The 16,320-nt window shown below is 73.0% G+C and carries 14 protein-coding genes and 1 tRNA gene; 5 read left to right on the top strand and 10 right to left on the bottom strand.

Annotated elements, in window-relative coordinates:
• Window positions 1-2: 2 nt before the first annotated feature.
• Window positions 3-989, bottom strand: coding sequence for a Ku protein (locus tag CS0771_RS08545; protein WP_212840512.1), 987 nt, complete (start codon window positions 987-989; stop codon window positions 3-5).
• Window positions 990-1,054: 65 nt separating this feature from the next.
• Between CS0771_RS08545 and CS0771_RS08540 the strand changes: the two genes are divergently transcribed.
• The 3 genes from CS0771_RS08540 to CS0771_RS08530 all read left to right on the top strand — a co-directional run bounded on the left by CS0771_RS08540 (window position 1,055) and on the right by CS0771_RS08530 (window position 4,671).
• A complete protein-coding gene (locus CS0771_RS08540) occupies window positions 1,055-1,552 on the top strand; it encodes an NUDIX domain-containing protein (RefSeq protein WP_239125862.1) in 498 nt (165 codons plus the stop codon).
• Between the two features lie 52 nt (window positions 1,553-1,604).
• The gene (locus tag CS0771_RS08535; protein WP_212840511.1) at window positions 1,605-2,957 is read left to right on the top strand and encodes an MFS transporter; all 1,353 of its coding nucleotides are present in this window, start codon (window positions 1,605-1,607) and stop codon (window positions 2,955-2,957) included.
• 160 nt (window positions 2,958-3,117) lie between these two features.
• Window positions 3,118-4,671, top strand: a complete 1,554-nt coding sequence (locus CS0771_RS08530) for a DUF4173 domain-containing protein (protein ID WP_212840510.1) — start codon at window positions 3,118-3,120, stop codon at window positions 4,669-4,671.
• Between the two features lie 60 nt (window positions 4,672-4,731).
• Here CS0771_RS08530 and CS0771_RS08525 read toward each other — a convergent pair.
• Window positions 4,732-4,807 (bottom strand) — tRNA-Thr (locus CS0771_RS08525).
• Window positions 4,808-4,869: 62 nt separating this feature from the next.
• Window positions 4,870-5,166: a DUF2218 domain-containing protein gene (locus tag CS0771_RS08520; protein ID WP_212840509.1), complete on the bottom strand. Its 297-nt coding sequence runs from the start codon at window positions 5,164-5,166 to the stop codon at window positions 4,870-4,872.
• A gap of 265 nt (window positions 5,167-5,431) precedes the next feature.
• Between CS0771_RS08520 and CS0771_RS08515 the strand changes: the two genes are divergently transcribed.
• Window positions 5,432-7,198 carry a metallophosphoesterase gene (locus tag CS0771_RS08515; protein WP_244870682.1) on the top strand — a complete coding sequence of 589 codons (1,767 nt, stop codon included), beginning with the start codon at window positions 5,432-5,434 and terminating at the stop codon, window positions 7,196-7,198.
• Here CS0771_RS08515 and CS0771_RS08510 read toward each other — a convergent pair.
• Window positions 7,186-8,043: a regulatory iron-sulfur-containing complex subunit RicT gene (locus CS0771_RS08510; protein ID WP_212840508.1), complete on the bottom strand. Its 858-nt coding sequence runs from the start codon at window positions 8,041-8,043 to the stop codon at window positions 7,186-7,188. The genes CS0771_RS08515 and CS0771_RS08510 overlap by 13 nt on opposite strands.
• Before the next feature lie 197 nt (window positions 8,044-8,240).
• Between CS0771_RS08510 and CS0771_RS08505 the strand changes: the two genes are divergently transcribed.
• Entirely contained in the window at window positions 8,241-9,788 is a 1,548-nt protein-coding gene (locus CS0771_RS08505) for a hypothetical protein (protein WP_212840507.1), read from the top strand.
• Between the two features lie 390 nt (window positions 9,789-10,178).
• Here CS0771_RS08505 and CS0771_RS08500 read toward each other — a convergent pair whose 3' ends face one another.
• The 6 genes from CS0771_RS08500 to CS0771_RS08475 form a co-directional block, all read right to left on the bottom strand.
• Window positions 10,179-10,931 carry a hypothetical protein gene (locus CS0771_RS08500; RefSeq protein ID WP_212840506.1) on the bottom strand — a complete coding sequence of 251 codons (753 nt, stop codon included), beginning with the start codon at window positions 10,929-10,931 and terminating at the stop codon, window positions 10,179-10,181.
• Window positions 10,931-11,209: a hypothetical protein gene (locus tag CS0771_RS08495; RefSeq protein ID WP_212840505.1), complete on the bottom strand. Its 279-nt coding sequence runs from the start codon at window positions 11,207-11,209 to the stop codon at window positions 10,931-10,933. Before CS0771_RS08495 ends, CS0771_RS08500 begins: the two co-directional genes overlap by 1 nt.
• Window positions 11,206-11,535 carry a YbaB/EbfC family nucleoid-associated protein gene (locus CS0771_RS08490; RefSeq protein ID WP_203747728.1) on the bottom strand — a complete coding sequence of 110 codons (330 nt, stop codon included), beginning with the start codon at window positions 11,533-11,535 and terminating at the stop codon, window positions 11,206-11,208. Before CS0771_RS08490 ends, CS0771_RS08495 begins: the two co-directional genes overlap by 4 nt.
• A 216-nt stretch (window positions 11,536-11,751) precedes the next feature.
• Window positions 11,752-12,951, bottom strand: coding sequence for a DNA polymerase III subunit delta' (locus tag CS0771_RS08485; protein WP_212840504.1), 1,200 nt, complete (start codon window positions 12,949-12,951; stop codon window positions 11,752-11,754).
• 199 nt (window positions 12,952-13,150) lie between these two features.
• Window positions 13,151-15,277 carry a dTMP kinase gene (gene tmk, locus CS0771_RS08480; RefSeq protein WP_244871326.1) on the bottom strand — a complete coding sequence of 709 codons (2,127 nt, stop codon included), beginning with the start codon at window positions 15,275-15,277 and terminating at the stop codon, window positions 13,151-13,153.
• A gap of 319 nt (window positions 15,278-15,596) precedes the next feature.
• The gene (locus tag CS0771_RS08475) at window positions 15,597-16,226 is read right to left on the bottom strand and encodes a TetR family transcriptional regulator (RefSeq protein WP_212840502.1); all 630 of its coding nucleotides are present in this window, start codon (window positions 16,224-16,226) and stop codon (window positions 15,597-15,599) included.
• Window positions 16,227-16,320 lie beyond the last annotated feature (94 nt).

Genomic DNA, 16,320 nt, shown 5'->3' with positions numbered 1-16,320 from the left:
GATCAAGCTGCCTTGGCCTTCTTCGCCGGGGTCTTCTTCGCGGTCGTCTTCTTCGCCGTCGTGCTCTTCTTGGCGGCGGCCTTGGCCGGCGCCGCCTTCTTGGCCGTGCTCTTCTTGGGCGCGGCCTCCTGCGGCTCGGCCTTCTTCGCCGCCTTCTTGATCGGGGTCACCGTGGCGTGGCCGCCGGTGCGCTTCTCCTCCGCCCCGCCCCGGGCCGCGCGGGCCCGCTCCACCGACTCGCGCAGCGCCGCCATCAGGTCGACCGTCGGCGCGATCGGCTCCTCGGTGGTCGGCTGCACCACCGTGTCCTTCTTACCGACCTTCACGTCGATGACCTGCTGCAGCGCCTCGCGGTAGGCGTCGGTGAACTCCTCCGGCTTGAAGTCGCCCGACATCGAGTCGACCAGCGACTCGGCCATCTTGACCTCCTGCGGGCGCACCTGCACGGCGTCGTCGAGGAAGTCGAAGGCCGGCTCGCGCACCTCGTCCGGCCACAGCATGGTGTTGAGCACCAGCACGCCCTCGTGCACGCGTACCGTCGCCAGGGTCTCCCGCTGGCGCAGCGCCACCTTCACCACGGCGACCCGGTCCACGTGCGCCAGCGCCTCGCGCAGCAGCAGGTACGGCTTGACCCCGGCGGCCCCGTCCGGCTCCAGGTAGTACGCCTTGTCGTACAGGATCGGGTCGATCTGCTCGTTCGGCACGAACTCCAGCACCTCGATCGCCCGTGAGCTGGTCAGCGGGAGGTTCTTGAAGTCCTCGTCGGTGAGCACCACCATCTCGCCGCCGCCCATGTCGTACCCCTTGGCGATCTGGTCGTAGCTGACCTGCTCGCCGTCGATGGCACAGACACGCTGGTACTTGATCCGGCCCCCGTCGGCCTTGTGCACCTGGTGGAACCGGATGTCCTTCTCCTCCGTGGCGGAGTAGAGCTTCACCGAGATGGAGACCAGCCCGAAGGAGACGGCACCCTTCCAGATCGCCCTCATATGGGAAGTATGCCCCGATAGAGCGGCCTGTACTGCGCGAACAGCGGGGTTCTAGGGTGGCATCCATGGGTGCTGAGGACGGCTGGGTCAACTCGTACCACGGCAGGATGCGCGCGGCCATGGGCGACGCCACCCTGTTCTTCCTCGGGGCGCGCGGCGTCATCCGGGACGAGCAGGGACGGATCCTGCTGATCAAGCGGACGGACAACGGCTACTGGGCCTTCCCCGCTGGCGCGATGGAACTCGGCGAGTCGATGCGCGACTGCGCGATCCGGGAGACCTTCGAGGAGACCGGGCTCAAGGCGGGGCGGGCCACGCTGTTCGCCTTCCTGTCCGGGCCGCAGTACACCTTCACCAACGTCTTCGGCGACACCTACCAGCACATCTCCGGCTCATACCTGCTGACCGAGGTCTCCGGCGAGCTCACCCCGGACCCGTACGAGGCGTCCGACGCGGGCTGGTTCCACCCGGACGACCTGCCCGAGCCGACCTCCGGCGCGGTGCTGTGGACGCTGGACCACCTCGCCCGCTTCGAGGCCACCGGCGAGATCTACTCCGACTGAGCGGTTATCGGCTTGCCGGGGCACCCCTTACCCGGCATCATCTGCGCACGTGATGAGCTTGAAGCGCTTCGCGCTGGACGTGAGGCCGCTGCGCCGGCGCGACTTCCGCCTGGTGTACACGGCCGCCGGGGTCAGCAGCTTCGGCTCGATGATCACATACGTCACCATCCCGTTCCAGCTCAAGCAGATGACCGGCGATACGCTCATCGTCGGCCTGCTCGGCGTGGCCGAACTGGTGCCGCTGCTGTTCATGGCGTTCGTCGGCGGCGCGCTGGCCGACTACGTGGACCGGCGCAAGCTCGTCTTCTGGGCCGAGGCCGCGCTCGCCGTACTCGCCGCGCTGCTGCTGCTCAACGCGCTCGTCGGCACGCCGAAGGTCTGGGTGCTGTTCGTCATCGCCGCCCTGGGCGCCGCGATCGACGGCGTCCACCGGCCCGCGATGGACGCGATGATGCCGCGGCTCGCCCCCGCCGAGGAGATGCCCGCCGTCGGCGCGCTCAACTCGCTGCGCTGGCAGATCGCGCAGATCGCCGGGCCCACCCTGGCCGGTCTCATGATCGCCAACTTCGACGTGGCCTGGGTCTTCGCGTTCGACCTGGCCACCTACGCGGTGTCGCTGACCTGCTTCGCCATGGTGCGGTCCATCGCCCCGCCGGAGGCCGCCGACCGGCCCTCGCTGCGCTCGGTCGTGGAAGGCGTCCGGTATGCCCGCAGCCGTCCCGAGCTGATCGGCACGTACCTGATCGACATCAACGCGATGTTCTTCGCGTTCCCGGTGGCGCTCTACCCGTGGGTCGCCGACCGGTACGGCGGCGCGTCCGTGCTCGGCCTGTTCTACGCGGCGCTGGCCGCCGGGTCGATGCTGGTCACGCTCACCTCAGGCTGGACCGCCCGAGTGCACCGGCACGGCCTGGCCGTGCTCATCGCCGCGGGCGCGTGGGGCCTGGGCATCGTGCTGTTCGGCATGGCCGGGTCGCTGTGGCTGGCGCTGCTGGGCCTGGTCGTGGCGGGCGCCTCCGACATGATCTCCGGGCTGTTCCGGGGCATCATCTGGAACCAGACCATCCCCGACCACCTGCGCGGGCGGCTCGCCGGGATCGAGATGCTGTCGTACCTCACCGGCCCGATGCTCGGCCAGACCCGCGCCGGGCTCAGCGCCCGCTGGTGGGGCCCGGCCGGGGCGGTCGTCTGGGGCGGCGTGCTCTGCGTCGTCGGCACCGGCGCGCTCGCCGCCGCCCTGCCCGCCTTCCTCAAGTACGACGGCCGCGAGGGCCTCGCCCGCAAGCAGGCCGAGGAAGCCGCCCGCGCCGCCAAGATCGCCGCCGCTCGCGAGGCCGCCATCGCCCCTGGCGCGACTTTCCAAGACCCGGGCCTGCAACCAGCCGTGGAAGCCGCAACTCCGTAAGAGTCGCGCCGGCTGCCCGCCCAGCCGGGGGTCCGGGGTCGCGCGCGCGGGCGTCGGCCGATAGTACGGTGCACGATATATCTCGTCGGGCGGTAGACACGCCGCGCGCTTCAATGTACGGTCGCCGCTATATGACGGCAGACTGAATATGGAGGCGACGATGGCCGTGCTGATCGCGGGGCTGGCGGGAGCGGCGGCCCTGCCTCTGACCAGTCTCGGTGTGGGCTGGGCGCTCGTCGCGGTGATCCTGCTGGCGGCGACGCTGCGCGGCCGTGCCCGCCCGAGGCCCGCCGCCATCGGTCTCGCGGTGGCCGCAGTCGTGCTGGTCGGGGTGGGCGCGTGGCGCGCCGCACCGTGGCTGTTCCTGCTCTGCCTGGCCGCCGCGCTGCTGCTCGCCTCGCTGGCCGCCGGAGGTCCGCTCACCTGGCGCGGGCTGCTGCTGGCCCCGCGAATCCTGCCGTCGGCCGCCGTGACCGGGCTGCGCGAAGACCTGGGAGACCGTCGTGACGGGGGCGGACGTGACGGCTCGCCGCCACGCCCGGGCCCGCGGGCGCTGCTCGGCTGGCTGGTCGCGCTGGTCGCCGTGACCGTCTTCGGCGCCCTCTTCACGGCGGCCGACGGCGTGTTCGCCAGGTTCCTCGCCGGCCTCCTGCCCGGCCCCGGCGAGATCATCCGGGCCGTCGGCGGCTTCACCGTCGCTGCGCTGCTCGGCGTGGCGGTCGCCCACCTCGCCCGCCGACGAGCACGCGACCTGCCCACAGCGGTCGGCTCGACCCTGGCGGCCGACACGACACCACCAGCCGCCGATCCGGCCCCTCCGGCCACCGGCACCGCCGCCTCAGCCGCCGTCACCGCCGCCCGGCCCGGCGGGTCAGGTCCGGCGGCACGGCCCGGCGGCCGGACCCGGCGCGGCCCGCTGCTGCCCGGCGAGTGGGTGCCCACCCTGGCGCTGCTCGACCTGCTGTTCGGGGCCTTCGTGGCAGTACAGGTGACGACCTGGTTCCGCGGCCACGCATACGTGCTCGACCCGGCCGGGCCCAGCTACGCCGAGTACGCCCGCGGCGGATTCGGCCAGCTGCTCACCGTCACCCTGCTCACGCTGGGCGTGGTGGCCGTCCTCGCGGCGCACGCGGCGCGCGACACCCCGGGCCGTCGCCTGCTGCTGCGCGCGCTCGGCGGGATCCTCTGCCTGTTCACCCTGGTCGTCGTCGCCTCTGCGGTGACCCGGATGGCGCTGTACGTGCAGGCGTACGGCTTCACCCGGCCCCGGCTGCTGGCCGACGCGCTGGTGCTGTGGCTCGGCGTGGTGTTCGTCGTGATCCTGGTGGCAGGCGTCCGGCTGCGGGCCCGGTGGCTGCCCCACGCGCTGCTCGGCTCGGCCCTGGCCGTGCTCGGCGGGCTGGTCGCCGTCGACCCGGACGCGCTGGTGGCGCGCACCGTGATCGGGCGCTTCGAGCAGGACGGGCACCTCGACGCGAGCTACCTCGCGATGCTGTCGGCCGACGCCGCCGCCGAACTCGACCGGCTACCCGAGCCGCAACGCAGCTGCGCCCTCGGGCCGCTCGCCGACCGGCTGCGCGAACCGGACCCCTGGTACGCCTTCAACCTCTCCCGCGCCCGGGCCCGGGAGCTGCTCGACGCGCGCCCGCCCCAGCCGGGCTGGCAGGCGCGGTGCTCGACCGGCACGCCCGACCCGTACCAGCGGGGCGGCTGAAGCCGGGACGCAAACGATCAAGGGCCGGTCCTCCGTGATGGAGGACCGGCCCTTGACCAGTGGAGCCGCCTGACGGAATCGAACCGTCGACCTTGTTATTACGAGTAACACGCTCTACCGACTGAGCTAAGGCGGCAACGTCGCATCACTATACGCGATCAGATGCGCCCGCGGCCAACGGGTAGGCGGCGGGTCACATCAAGCCGCGGCCACGGGCGTGAACTGCCCGAACCTGAGGCCGTCCTTCTCGCCGAAGCGCTCGGCGTGGCTCACGATCACCCGCTCGACGTTGGCGGCCTGCTCCGCGTCGGCGGCCTCGATGCGGACCACGAGGGCCTCGGGGGTGGCGGTCAGCTCGGCACGGCCGGCCCCGAACACGGCGGTGCCGCGGTCCTCGGCGAGCTCCACGTCGATCTTGTGGCTGAAGTGGCTGAGCACCTGCTTGAGGTACCGGCCGGCGCGTTCGGTGGGGGCGCTCCCCTCAGTGATCATCATGTGGTAAGGGTACCCTAACCACCTCCACTCGCCCACCCACTCGTCCGCGACTGGGGTTGATCGCGATCTCGTGTCGAAACCTCGGGTTTGACGCTGGGTTCTGACACGAAACGCCGATCTTGGCGCTGGCGGCCGGCCGGGAGGCGCGGTGGCGGACCCGGGAGGCGGGGCGGGCAGCCGGGAGGTGTCCGGTTGGCGGCAACCGGGCCGGTAATGCCCGTTGGGCTGGTGCGACCTGGTCTACTGCGGACTAGGCTGCGCTGCTGTGACCGTGATCCCTCCGCGCAGCCCCTCCGACCCCACCCCGGTCGGCGGCCGGACACACCGTCCGACCAAACTCGAGCCGGCGCAGCTCGGTTTCACTCCGCAGGGCGCCGTGGCCTGGCTCAGCCCGCTGCAACTGGCCGCCACCGGTGTCCGTGTCGCGTTCGCGGCGCAGTTCGGCGCCTATCTGGACAAGCGCGAGCTGCAGAACGCCTTCCCCACCAAGGTCCACGACGACCACGTGCACGACGAAGAGTTGTGGATGGACTACATCGCCGATCTCGGCGACGGGTTCAACCCGACCTACACCATGGCGTACCTGCTGGCGCAGGAGCAGATCGAGGCGAGCGGCGAGACGCTGCCGCGCGGCCGGGTGCTGGTGCTCGGCGGCGACTCGGTGTACCCGACCGCGAGCGGCAAGGCGTACGAGGACCGCTTCGAAGGCCCGTACCGGGCCGCGCTGCCGCAGGTCCCCGCGGAGAACCCGCCGACGCTGTTCGCGCTGCCCGGCAACCACGACTGGTACGACGGCCTGACCGCGTTCCTGCGCCTGTTCGCGCGGCGCGAGGGTTCGCGCATCGGCGGCTGGCGCACCAAGCAGACCCGGTCGTACTTCGCGCTCCAGCTGCCGCACCGCTGGTGGCTGCTGGCGCTGGACGCGCAGGGCGCGGCGTACATGGACGACCCGCAGCTGGAGTATTTCCGGGGCGTGGCCGCCAACATCCAGCCCGGGGACCGGATCATCCTGGTCACCCCGCAGCCGGCCTGGGTCCAGTCCGAGGAGCACCCGCTCTACTACGACACCATCGACTACTTCCTGCGTACGGTGATCGACCCGACCGGCGCGGACGTGGCGGTGATGCTGAGCGGCGACCTGCACCACTACGCGCGGTACGCGCAGTCCGACATCGGCCGGCAGTTGATCACCTGTGGCGGCGGCGGCGCCTACATGGCGGCGACCAACCACCTGCCCGAGCAGATCGAGGTGCCGCCGCGGCACTCGCAGGTGCGCCGCCAGAGCACGGGCATGCCGTACAAGCTGCAGAAGACCTACCCGACGAAGCTGCGCTCGCGCTGGCTGGGCAGCGGGGTCTTCGCCCGGCTGCCGTGGCGCAACCCGGGCTTCGCCACGATGCTCGGCATCATGCACACGATGCTCATGCTGTCGTTCAACAACGCGGCGGGACGCATCCTCACCGTGCCGATCTTCCTGATGACGGCGGCGGTCATGGCCTCGACGGTGTTCTTCGCGGTCGGCCTCACCGAGGGCGAGGCCCGGCTGAAACCGATAATCCTCGGCTCGCTGCACGGCATAGCGCATCTGGCGCTGGGCGTGGGCGGGCTGTTCCTGTGGCGCGCGCTGCCGTTCGACCACTACAAGCCCGCGGTGCAGGCGGCGCTGGCCGTCGTCGTCTACCTGACCCCCGCCGGGGTGGTCGCGGCGCTGCTGGTGTCGCTGTACCTGCTGGTCGCGGCGACGTTCAAGGTGAACGTGAACGAACTGTTCGCCGGGCAGGGCATCGAGGACTTCAAGTGCTTCCTGCGGATGCGCTTCGCGCCCGACGGCACGCTGAGCATCTACGTGGTCGGCGTGGACACCATCTCCACCAAGTGGGTGCCCCAGCCGAGCGGAAGCTGGTTCGGCCCGGCGAAGCCGCTGCGGCCGCGCCTGGTGGACGAGGTCGTCACCCTCGGCCCGGCGAAGCAGCATGCGGCCCCGCCGGCCGTGATCCCGGCCGATGCGCCGGACCCGAGTCACACCGCGTAGCGGTCCTCGTACGACTTGCGGCTCCCGCACACCGACGCCTTCGGGCAGACGGTGCGGGAGCCGTCGGCGGCGAGCCGGATGACCACGGCGTCGCGCGGCACCGAGTGCCCGACCACGCGCCCCTCCTCGCCGTCGGCGGTGACCACCTGCTCGCCGAGCGCCGGAGCCGTGGCCTGGAAGTCCTGGTAGAGCGGGTGCTCGTACTTCAGGCAGCACATCAGCCGCCCGCAGGCGCCGGAGATGCGCATCGGGTTGAGCGGCAGGTCCTGGTCCTTGGCCATGCGGATGCTGACCGGCTCGAACTCGGTCAGGAACGTCGAGCAGCACAGATCACGCCCGCAGGAGCCGATGCCGCCCTGCACCTTCGCCGAGTCGCGCGCGGACAGCTGCCGCAGCTCCACCCGGCATTTCAGGGTCGCGCCGAGATCGCGTACCAGCGAGCGGAAGTCCACCCGGTGCGGGGCGGTGAAGTAGACGGTGGTGCGCGGGCTCGGGCCGGGGTCGTCGCCGTCGGCGGGCCCGCCGGGCACGTGGTCCACCGCGATGACCTTCATGGGCAGCTGGTGCTCGCGGATGAGCCGGTTGGCGGCCACCCGCGCCTCGGCCTTGCGCCGGCGGATCAGGTCGTCGCGGCTGACGTCGTCGGCCCCGGCCAGGCCGATGACCTTCGGGAAGCCGGCGGTGTCCTCGTCGCTCCACTCGGGCGCCCACACGCACTCGGCGACCTCGGGCCCGTCGTCGGTGTGCACCAGCACCTTGTCGCCCACGCGGGGACGGAAGTCGCCGGGGTCGAGGTAGTACAGCCGCCCGTACTTGTTGAACGTCACGGCACACAGCAGGCCCATCGGCACAGATTACTCGTATGCCTCCGGATGGCCAGGGGGCCGACGGAGAGATCGGCCCGAGTTGCGTACCTTTTCGGTTGATTCGTCGTTAGCTCTTCCGGATAGGTGTCACGAGTCCGCCGTAACCGGGCCGGAAAGCCTTCGTTGGGCCACGTCGTAGGCATGCACCCCCGCATGCCCGTCGCCCCGGAGGAAGCATGCGTCGCCAACTCGCCGTGGCCGGCTCGGTCGCCCTCGTCTCGCTCAGTTCCCTGGCGGTCCTGTCCGCCCCCGCCAGCGCGGGGGTGTGCGACCGGCCCGCAGGATACGCCGCGCGCGCCGGTGCCGACCTGCTCAAGGTAGGTGCGGTGAACCTGGGCCCGCTGGGTGTCAAGCTGCCCGCGGTCGCCGACCTGACCGTCGCCTCGGCCGGCAGCGGTATGTCCGCCACGAACCCGGTGCACAGCGCCGCGACGGCCCGCTACGCCGACGCGCGCCTGCTCGGGCTCGAACTGCCCACCGGCCCGCTGGCCGCGAAGGTGTACCAGCAGGCCCCGCCCTCGCACCAGAACCCGGTGCGCAACAACGCGCTCACCGTGGATCTCGGGCTGATCAAGGCGGGGACCGGCGACATCGCCGCGCACGCCCGCTGGACCGAGGGTATGGGCTGCGGCAAGGCCGAAGGCCCGGCCGGTGAGGCCGACGCGTCCCTGGTCGACGCGAAGGTGCTGCCCGGCAGCCGCGGCGCGCTGGCCGCCGTGCCGCACACCGCCTCCGCCACCACGCAGACCGCGACGGTGAAGCACGCGGGGGTCATCGCGTCCGGCGCGTACGCGCAGATCGGGCTCGCCGAGGTGCAGCTGCTCGGCGGCGCGCTCGGCGTCGAGGTGGTCAAGCCGCCGGCGCTGACCGTGCTGGCCACCGGCCGCGCGTCGACGTCGTCCGTCCGGTACGACGCACCGCTGCTGAAGGTCACCGGCCCCGGCATCGGCACGAGGACGCTGGACAGCCTGCACCGCGAGCTGGAGATCGCCGTCCCCGCGCCGGGCCGCGGCGGCGTGCTCGGCGCCCTCGACCTGACCGGCGCCCGCGAGCGCGCCAAGGCGCTCGGCCTGCCACTGCTCGACACCGACCTCGGCCGCCTGCTCGGTGGGCTGCCGGTGGGCGACCTGACCCAGCTGATCAACGGGCTGCGCGGCGGCAGCGGCGGGTCCGGCCTGCCCAGCGTCCCCGAACTCGGCGGCCTGCCGGATCTGGGCGGCCTGCTCGGCGGCGGCCTGGGCAACCTGTCCGGCCTGTGCGAGATCGTGATCGTCAAGATCTCGATCGGCGAGCTGGACAAGCGCGTCACCGACCGTGGCGCGACCGCCCAGGCGGCGTCGCTGCGGGTGCAGCTGATCGGCGTGAACACCACGAACGGCAAGCGCGCCACCGTGCTGGACCTGGGTATCGGCCTGCTCAAGGCCTCGGCCACCGCCCCGGTGCGGGCTGCCGCCAGCCCCACCGCCGGCCCGACGGCTCGCCCGTCGAGCAGCCCCTCCCCGGACGGTCCCGGCGGTGGTGGCGGCGCCACCCCGTCGCCGGCCTCCGGCAACGATGACGACGACGACAACGGCTGCGGCGGTCCCGGTTGCAGCCTGCCGCGTACGGGCACGAGCATCGCCCTGATCGCGGGCACCGGTGTCCTGCTGTTCGTGGCGGGCCGGTTCCTGCTCCTGCTGACCCGCCGCCGCACCGCGAGCGGGCCGGAGGATCTGCTGGGCTGACGCTCTTCTGGTAGCTCTAGGCGCAGCGCGGTGGCGGCGGACTCGTTCCGCCGCCACCGCCGTATCCGGCCTAGCGGCCTGCGTGCTCTGCGGGTGGGTGGCAAGGTCGCTAGTTCGTGTCGAAACCTACGCTTAGACCCCAGGTTCTGACACGAAAGCGCGATCTTCCACCGGCGGTGGCCCGACATGGTGGGCCGGCACTGCCCGGGGCGACCACCGGAGGAGTCCTGGCACCGAGCCGACAGCACGCTGACACCAGGCAGCCGAGCCGACAGGACACTGGCACCAGGCAGCCGGCCGGGCGCGACGCCGCCGGGCCGCCAGATGCGCCGGGTCGGAGGTCGGAGCGCGGAGCGCGGGTAGGACCCGCGTTGCAGGAGGGCCGTGGGCTCAGAGGTCGACGCGCAGGGTGGTGGACGCGGGACGGTGGTCGGCCGGAGCATGCTGGACGCCCGGCTCGCCCACCGGGACCGGACCGGCGGTGAGCAGGTCGTCCAGCTCGGTGAGGGTCACGTCGACCTCGTGCAGGAGCGCGGCGCCGATGTCCGCCGCGGCCAGCGCCCAGGACACCGGCCCGGCGCCGTCGAGCCGCGCCCCGGCCGCGGCGGCCAGCGCGACACCGGGCAGCCGGGCCCCGGGCGCGACCGCGATCGACAACATTCCTGCCGCCACCCGGCCCGCGTCCGGTTCGCCGGTCAACAGCACCGCCTCGGCGCTGCCCGCCACCCGGGCGAGCGCCCGCGCTGTCCGCGAGCGCCCGGCTGCCAGGCACCGGGCCAGCTCGTCCAGGTGCGCGGCGTGGCCCCGCAGCTCCGCCGCCCACGCCACGACGTCATGCCGGAACCGGTCGGCCGTGCGCTGGAACGCGCTCGCCGCCGGGCCCTCCCAGCCGCGCAGGGCACCCGCCCGGCCGCTGACCGCCTCGGCCGTCTCGGCCTGCCGGCGCAGCTCGTCGGCCTGCTCCCGCCACGGCTGCGGCGACCACGCCGACAGTCCCGCCACGGCATCGCCGGGCAGGGCGCCGGTGCGGCGCAGCAGCTGCCAGACCTGGTGCGTCTCCGGCGCACCCCAGTGCGCCAGCGTGTCGTCGACCCGGGCGAGCAGCCCCGCGGTGTTCAGGTAGAGGTGGCTGAGCGCGTCCATCAGGCCACCCCGCCGTGCTCGTCGGCCTCGCGGTAGTTGCGGGCGGCCGTGCGTACGGCCGCGGCCAGGTCGCGCAGCCGCGCGTCGAACCCGCCCGCCGCGGCGACGTGCCCGGACCAGCGCGCACCGGTCGCGGTGTCGGCCGCGCTGGCCAGGGCCGCCATGCGCCCCGGCACGTCGAGGCGGGTGGGGCCCGGGGCCGCCTGGGACAGCGCCGCGCGCTGCCGCGCGATCTCGTCGGCGAGCGCGTCGGCGCGGGCCGCCAGCTCGTCCGTCACCGGGCACCTCCGAGCGCCGTGAAGTCGCCGAACGTCTCCTCGTACACCTTGCGCCGGGCCCAGGCCGCGGCGTCGTGCGCGGCGGTGATCGCCTGCTGGATCGCGCGGGACAGCTGCGGGGCGGTGAGCCCGTCCAGGGAGCCGGTCACCACCACCCGGCGCACCGCACCGTCTCCGCCGACCACCACCTCGACCAGGTCCTCCGGATCGCGGACGGTGACCTCCAGCTCGGCGACGGCGCGCTGCAGGCTCGCCTGCCGCTGTTCGATCCGCCGGTAGGACGCGATCGCCTCCTCGATCCAGGCGTCGTCGATCTCCCGGGGCATGCGGCAGCTCCTCATCGGACGGTGATGGCGTACCCGCGGAACGCTACCGGTAAATACCCACCGCCCGACACCCCTGTGGATAACCCCTGCGGACACCGCCTCACCGTGCCACGCACCCGCTTCACGATCGTCCGACTTGCCCGGCAGGTGGGCGAAAGCGCGCTCAAGATACGCCCACCTGCCAGGCAAGTCGGACGATCATGGCGAGGTGGGGGGTCAGCCGTGCCAGAGTTCGAGCATCATGGCTTCGACGGCGATGCGCGGTTTGACGTTCGCGTCGATGGCGGTGCGGCAGGCCAGGACGGATTCGAGGCGGCGCAGGGTGCTCTCGGCGGTCCAGCGCTGCGCGGCGGCCTCGGCCAGCGCGGCGGTGTCGGTGTGTACGGCGGCGACGGGCCCGCCCCACCTGGCGTTGAGCACGTCGCGGTAGAAGCCGGCCAGGTCGAGCAGCGCCCGGTCGAGCGCGTCGCGCTGGGCCCGGGTGGCGCGCGACTTCTGCCGCTTCTCCAGGTCCTTGAGCTGGCCGGCGATGCCCCGGGCGGCGCCCGCGGCGCCCTTGCCGGTGCCGCCCGCGCCGAGCGCCGTCTCCAGCGCGGCGCGCTCGGCGGCGTCGGTGTCGGCGACCGCGGCGGCCGCCTCGGCCTCGGCGGCCTCGATCAGCGCGGCGGCCGCGTCGAAGCAGGCACCGACGCCGGTGAGCTGGCGCGGCACGGCCAGCACGGCGGCCCGGCGATCCCGGGCCTGGGCGTCGGCGGCCAGCCGGCGGGCGCGGCCGACATGGCCCTGCGCGGCCGCGGCGACCCAGGCCGCGGTGGCCGGGTCGACGCCGTCGCGCTCGACGAGCAGCGAGCTGACCGCGTCGGCGGCGGGCTGGCGCAGCGGCACGATCCGGCAGCGGGAGCGGATGGTCACCGAGATGTCGTCGGGATGGTCCGAGGGCGCGCAGAGCAGGAAGATCGTCCGGTCCGGCGGCTCCTCGACGGCCTTGAGCAGGGCGTTGCCAGCCGCTTCGGTGAGCCGGTCGGCGTCCTCGATGAGCAGCACCTGCCAGCGGCCGTTGGCCGGGGTGGTGGCCGAGCGCAGCACCAGCTCGCGCATCTGCGCGACGGGGATGCTCAGCCCGTCCGGCACCACGAAGCGCACGTCCGGGTGGGTGCCGGCGAGGGTGGTGTGGCAGCCGTCGCAGTGGCCGCAGCCGGGCCCGGCCGCCTGGTCGGTGCACTGCAGCGCGGCGGCGAAGGAGCGGGCGGCGACCGAGCGGCCCGAGCCGGGCGGCCCGGTGAACAGCCAGGCGTGCGTCATCGCCCCCGCGCCGACGGACTCACCGCGGATGACGGCGGCCGCGGCCGTCGCGGCCGCCCGCAGCGTGGTGACGGCATCAGGCTGGCCGACCAGCTGGTTGAAGACGTCGCTCACCGGACCCCCTCGCGGGGACGGACCCCGCTGGCTCGCTCACTTCGTCCGCGCACGCCACGACACTACGCGCCCCACCCGACACGGTCAGCTCGCCCGGCACCGGCGGCACGGTCCGACACCAGCGGTCCGACACCGGCAGCACGTCACGTCGGCCGTCGGCGAGCCTCGCCCGGCAGGGGTGGACGCGCCGGTGCCAGGTTCAGCCTCGGCCGGCCCGTAACTCCGCCGGTGACCCGGTCGTGGCCGGCGGCTCGCCCGGTGCGGGCACCCGCCCGGCCGGGCCTTGACGCTCGCCGTCCCGTGCCGGATCGGCTCCTGGAACGCCGTCCTGCGGCTCGCCGCCCGAGGCCACCGGGGGCAGCAGCCGGGCGACGCGGGCCGCGATCGCGGTGGCGAGCTGGTCCGGGTCACGGGTGCCGTCGAGCACGAGGTAGCGGGCCGGTTCGGCGGCGGCCAGGTCGAGGAAGCCCTGCCGGACGCGCTCGTGGAAGTCGAGCGACTCTCGCTCCAGCCGGTCGGCCTCGCCCCGGCGGTCCACCCGGGCGAGCCCGACCTTCGGGTCGACGTCGAGCAGGACGACCAGGTCGGGCTTGAGCCCGCCGGTGGCCCAGGCCGACAACCAGGACACCTCGTCGACGGGCAGCGTACGGCCCGCGCCCTGGTACGCCAGGGAGCTGTCCACGTAGCGGTCGGACACGACGATGTCGCCGCGTCGCAGCGCGGGACGGACCACGGTGGACACGTGATGAGCCCGGTCCGCGGCGTAGAGCAGCGCCTCCGCGCGCGGCGCCAGCGCGGTCGCGCCGACCGGCCCGGACGTGGTGGTGTGGGTCTCCAGCACCATCTTGCGGATGCGCGCGCCGACCTCGGTGGCGCCGGGCTCCCGGGTCACCACCACCTCGCGGCCGTCGTCGCGCAGCCGTTGCGCGAGCAGGCCGATCTGGGTGGACTTGCCGGCGCCCTCGCCGCCCTCGAACACGATGAACACACCGGTGCGCGGTGACACCTCAGCCATGCCGAGCGGGCGGCCCCGCATCGAGCTGATCAGGTCGGGCAGCAGCGGCACGCCCGGCTTGTCGTCCATCTGGCGCAGCGCCCAGAAACCGGCCAGCACGCCGAGCACGCCGGCCACGCCGAGCAGCACCCGGGTGAAGGAGATCGGCACGCCGGTGCTGCCGACGTCGCGCGAGCCGCCGCCACCGGCCAGCACGCTGGACACCGCGATGGCCAGCATCAGCACCACCCGGGTGCCGGTCTGCACCACGGCGAAGACCCGGCCGCGGACCTCGTCGCCGACCTCGCCGCCGAGCAGCGTGGTGCCGGACAGGAAGGCCATGCCCGCGCCGGAGCCGACCAGCAGCGCGCCGATCACGGCCAGCGACAGGTGCGGGGCCAGCGACAGCAGCGCGACGGACGCGCCGGCCAGCATGATGCTCAGGCAGAACCAGCGCCGCCGGGACAGGCCGCCGATCAGGCGCGGGCCGAGCGCGATGCCCAGGCCGAGGCCGATGAAGATCGCCGCGAACAGGATGGCGAAGGTGGCGTCGCCGCCGCCCAGCGAGAACGCGAAGAACTGGCCGGTGCCGATGACCACGCCGCCGGCCGCGAACGCGCCGAGGATGCCCAGCACCAGGCCGCGCACCATCCGGGTCTGCCCGATGAAGCGCCAGCCGTCGATGAACTGGCGCAGCATGCTGTCGCTCTGCTTGGCGCCGCCGTTGTGGCCGGAGATCTCCCGGATGCCGAAGAACACGACCAGCGCGGTGGCCAGGCGGGAGAAGGCGAGGAAGTACAGCGCGAGGCTGGACGGGGCGGCCCAGGCCGCGACGACGACGCCGGACTTCTCCAGCCACTGGTAGAACTGGTTCAGCGCGGCCAGCACGACCGCGGCGAGCACCGGCGTGATGCCGTACGTCGTGATCAGGGTGAGCTGGTTCGCGGCCTCCAGCCGGGCCCGGGGGATCAGGTTCGGGACCGCGGCATCCTTGGCCGGGATCCAGATCAGCGTGATCGCCTCGATGATGAAGGTGGCGACCGCCGCCCAGCCGACCGAGATCTTGGGGTCGGAGGTGTACAGCGCGACCGTCGGGATGGTGGCGAACAGCACGAAGCGCAGCAGGTCGCAGATGACCATGGTGTAGCGCCGGTCCCACCGGTCGGCCATGACGCCGGCCAGCGGCCCGAGCACCAGCGCCGGCAGCAGGCGCACGGCGATGACCGAACCGAACGCCAGGCCCTTCGCGGCGTTGCCGCTGACCTGCGCGGAGGCGAAGGTCGCCGTGGCGAGCAGGCCCAGCCAGTCGCCGAGCGACGCGACGCTCAGCACCAGCCAGAGCCGCCGGAACGGCCGGATGCGCAGGATCGCCCGCAGCTCGGCGGCGCCGTTCAGATCCGGCTGGGCGACGTGTGCCGGGAACGGTGCGTCGTCCGCTCCCGTTCCCGGCGTACTGCTGGCCCTGTCCTTGATGGCACTGCCTCCCGCGTCACTGCCCGATCGGCTCCGGTCAGCGGGTGCGCTGATCGCGGCCATGGCAATAGCGCCCGGGCGTCCTGCGGCTTCACTCTAGTCCTGCCCCGGCGCGGGCCTACCCTGGTTCGACCCTGAAGACTTGCCACAAATCCGAGGGAGTGGTACGGGCCGCATATCAGGTCAGAGCGAAGGCCTGCAGGTAGCCGCGTACCAGCCGCTTCGATTCTGCCAGGACCGCGGCGTCGCCGTCGGGGTGACGGCGGAACGCCAGCTTGATCAGCGCGTCGGCCGCCTCGACCGACACGGTGAGCGCGAAGCGCAGCTCCGGCCCGTCCGGCGCGTTGTGGAATCGGACGAGCAGGTCGGCGAGGTGATCGGCGATGACCGCGTTGTTGTCGCGCTCCGGGTCGATCAGGTGCACGTCCACCACGTCGCCGAAGTGCAGCGTCCGGAAGCCCGGCACGCTGCGGTGCAGCTCGATGTACTCCTCGATGGCCCCGTCGACGCCGTCCCACCAGTGGGCCAGCTCGCCGGCGGGGATGCGCTCGGCCAGCCGCTCCAGGTATGCCTCGACGTTGCGCAGGGTCAGCGCCTGGACGATGGCCCGCTTGTCCGGGAAGAACTGGTAGACCGAACCGATCGCGACGCCGGCCCGCTCGGCCAGCAGCGTGGTGCTGAGACCGTCGTAACCGACCTCGTCGATCAACTCAGCGCACGCGTCGAGCATGCGCTGCACGCGCGCGACACTGCGGCCCTGCACCGGGACCCGGCGCAGCGGCCCGGCGCTGACAGCTGGTGTGGACACTGATCCGCTCCTCACCGTGGCGTGTGTTCCCAGAACCTGCGCCACGCTCGCATCGACACCCTACCCAGAGTCAACGACCCTGGGCAGGGTCGGT

It is taken from the genome of Catellatospora sp. IY07-71 (assembly GCF_018326265.1).
Taxonomy (GTDB): Bacteria; Actinomycetota; Actinomycetes; order Mycobacteriales; family Micromonosporaceae; genus Catellatospora.
This window is presented reverse-complemented; position numbering and strand designations above follow the sequence as displayed.

What these genes read in the sequence shown, in the direction of transcription:
- CS0771_RS08545 (WP_212840512.1), bottom strand. Translation starts at nt 989, where the DNA reads ATGAGGGCGATCTGGAAGGGTGCCGTCTCCTTCGGGCTGGTCTCCATC.
- CS0771_RS08540 (WP_239125862.1), top strand. Translation starts at nt 1,055, where the DNA reads ATGGGTGCTGAGGACGGCTGGGTCAACTCGTACCACGGCAGGATGCGC.
- CS0771_RS08535 (WP_212840511.1), top strand. Translation starts at nt 1,605, where the DNA reads ATGAGCTTGAAGCGCTTCGCGCTGGACGTGAGGCCGCTGCGCCGGCGC.
- CS0771_RS08530 (WP_212840510.1), top strand. Translation starts at nt 3,118, where the DNA reads ATGGCCGTGCTGATCGCGGGGCTGGCGGGAGCGGCGGCCCTGCCTCTG.
- CS0771_RS08520 (WP_212840509.1), bottom strand. Translation starts at nt 5,166, where the DNA reads ATGATGATCACTGAGGGGAGCGCCCCCACCGAACGCGCCGGCCGGTAC.
- CS0771_RS08510 (WP_212840508.1), bottom strand. Translation starts at nt 8,043, where the DNA reads ATGGGCCTGCTGTGTGCCGTGACGTTCAACAAGTACGGGCGGCTGTAC.
- CS0771_RS08505 (WP_212840507.1), top strand. Translation starts at nt 8,241, where the DNA reads ATGCGTCGCCAACTCGCCGTGGCCGGCTCGGTCGCCCTCGTCTCGCTC.
- CS0771_RS08500 (WP_212840506.1), bottom strand. Translation starts at nt 10,931, where the DNA reads ATGGACGCGCTCAGCCACCTCTACCTGAACACCGCGGGGCTGCTCGCC.
- CS0771_RS08490 (WP_203747728.1), bottom strand. Translation starts at nt 11,535, where the DNA reads ATGCCCCGGGAGATCGACGACGCCTGGATCGAGGAGGCGATCGCGTCC.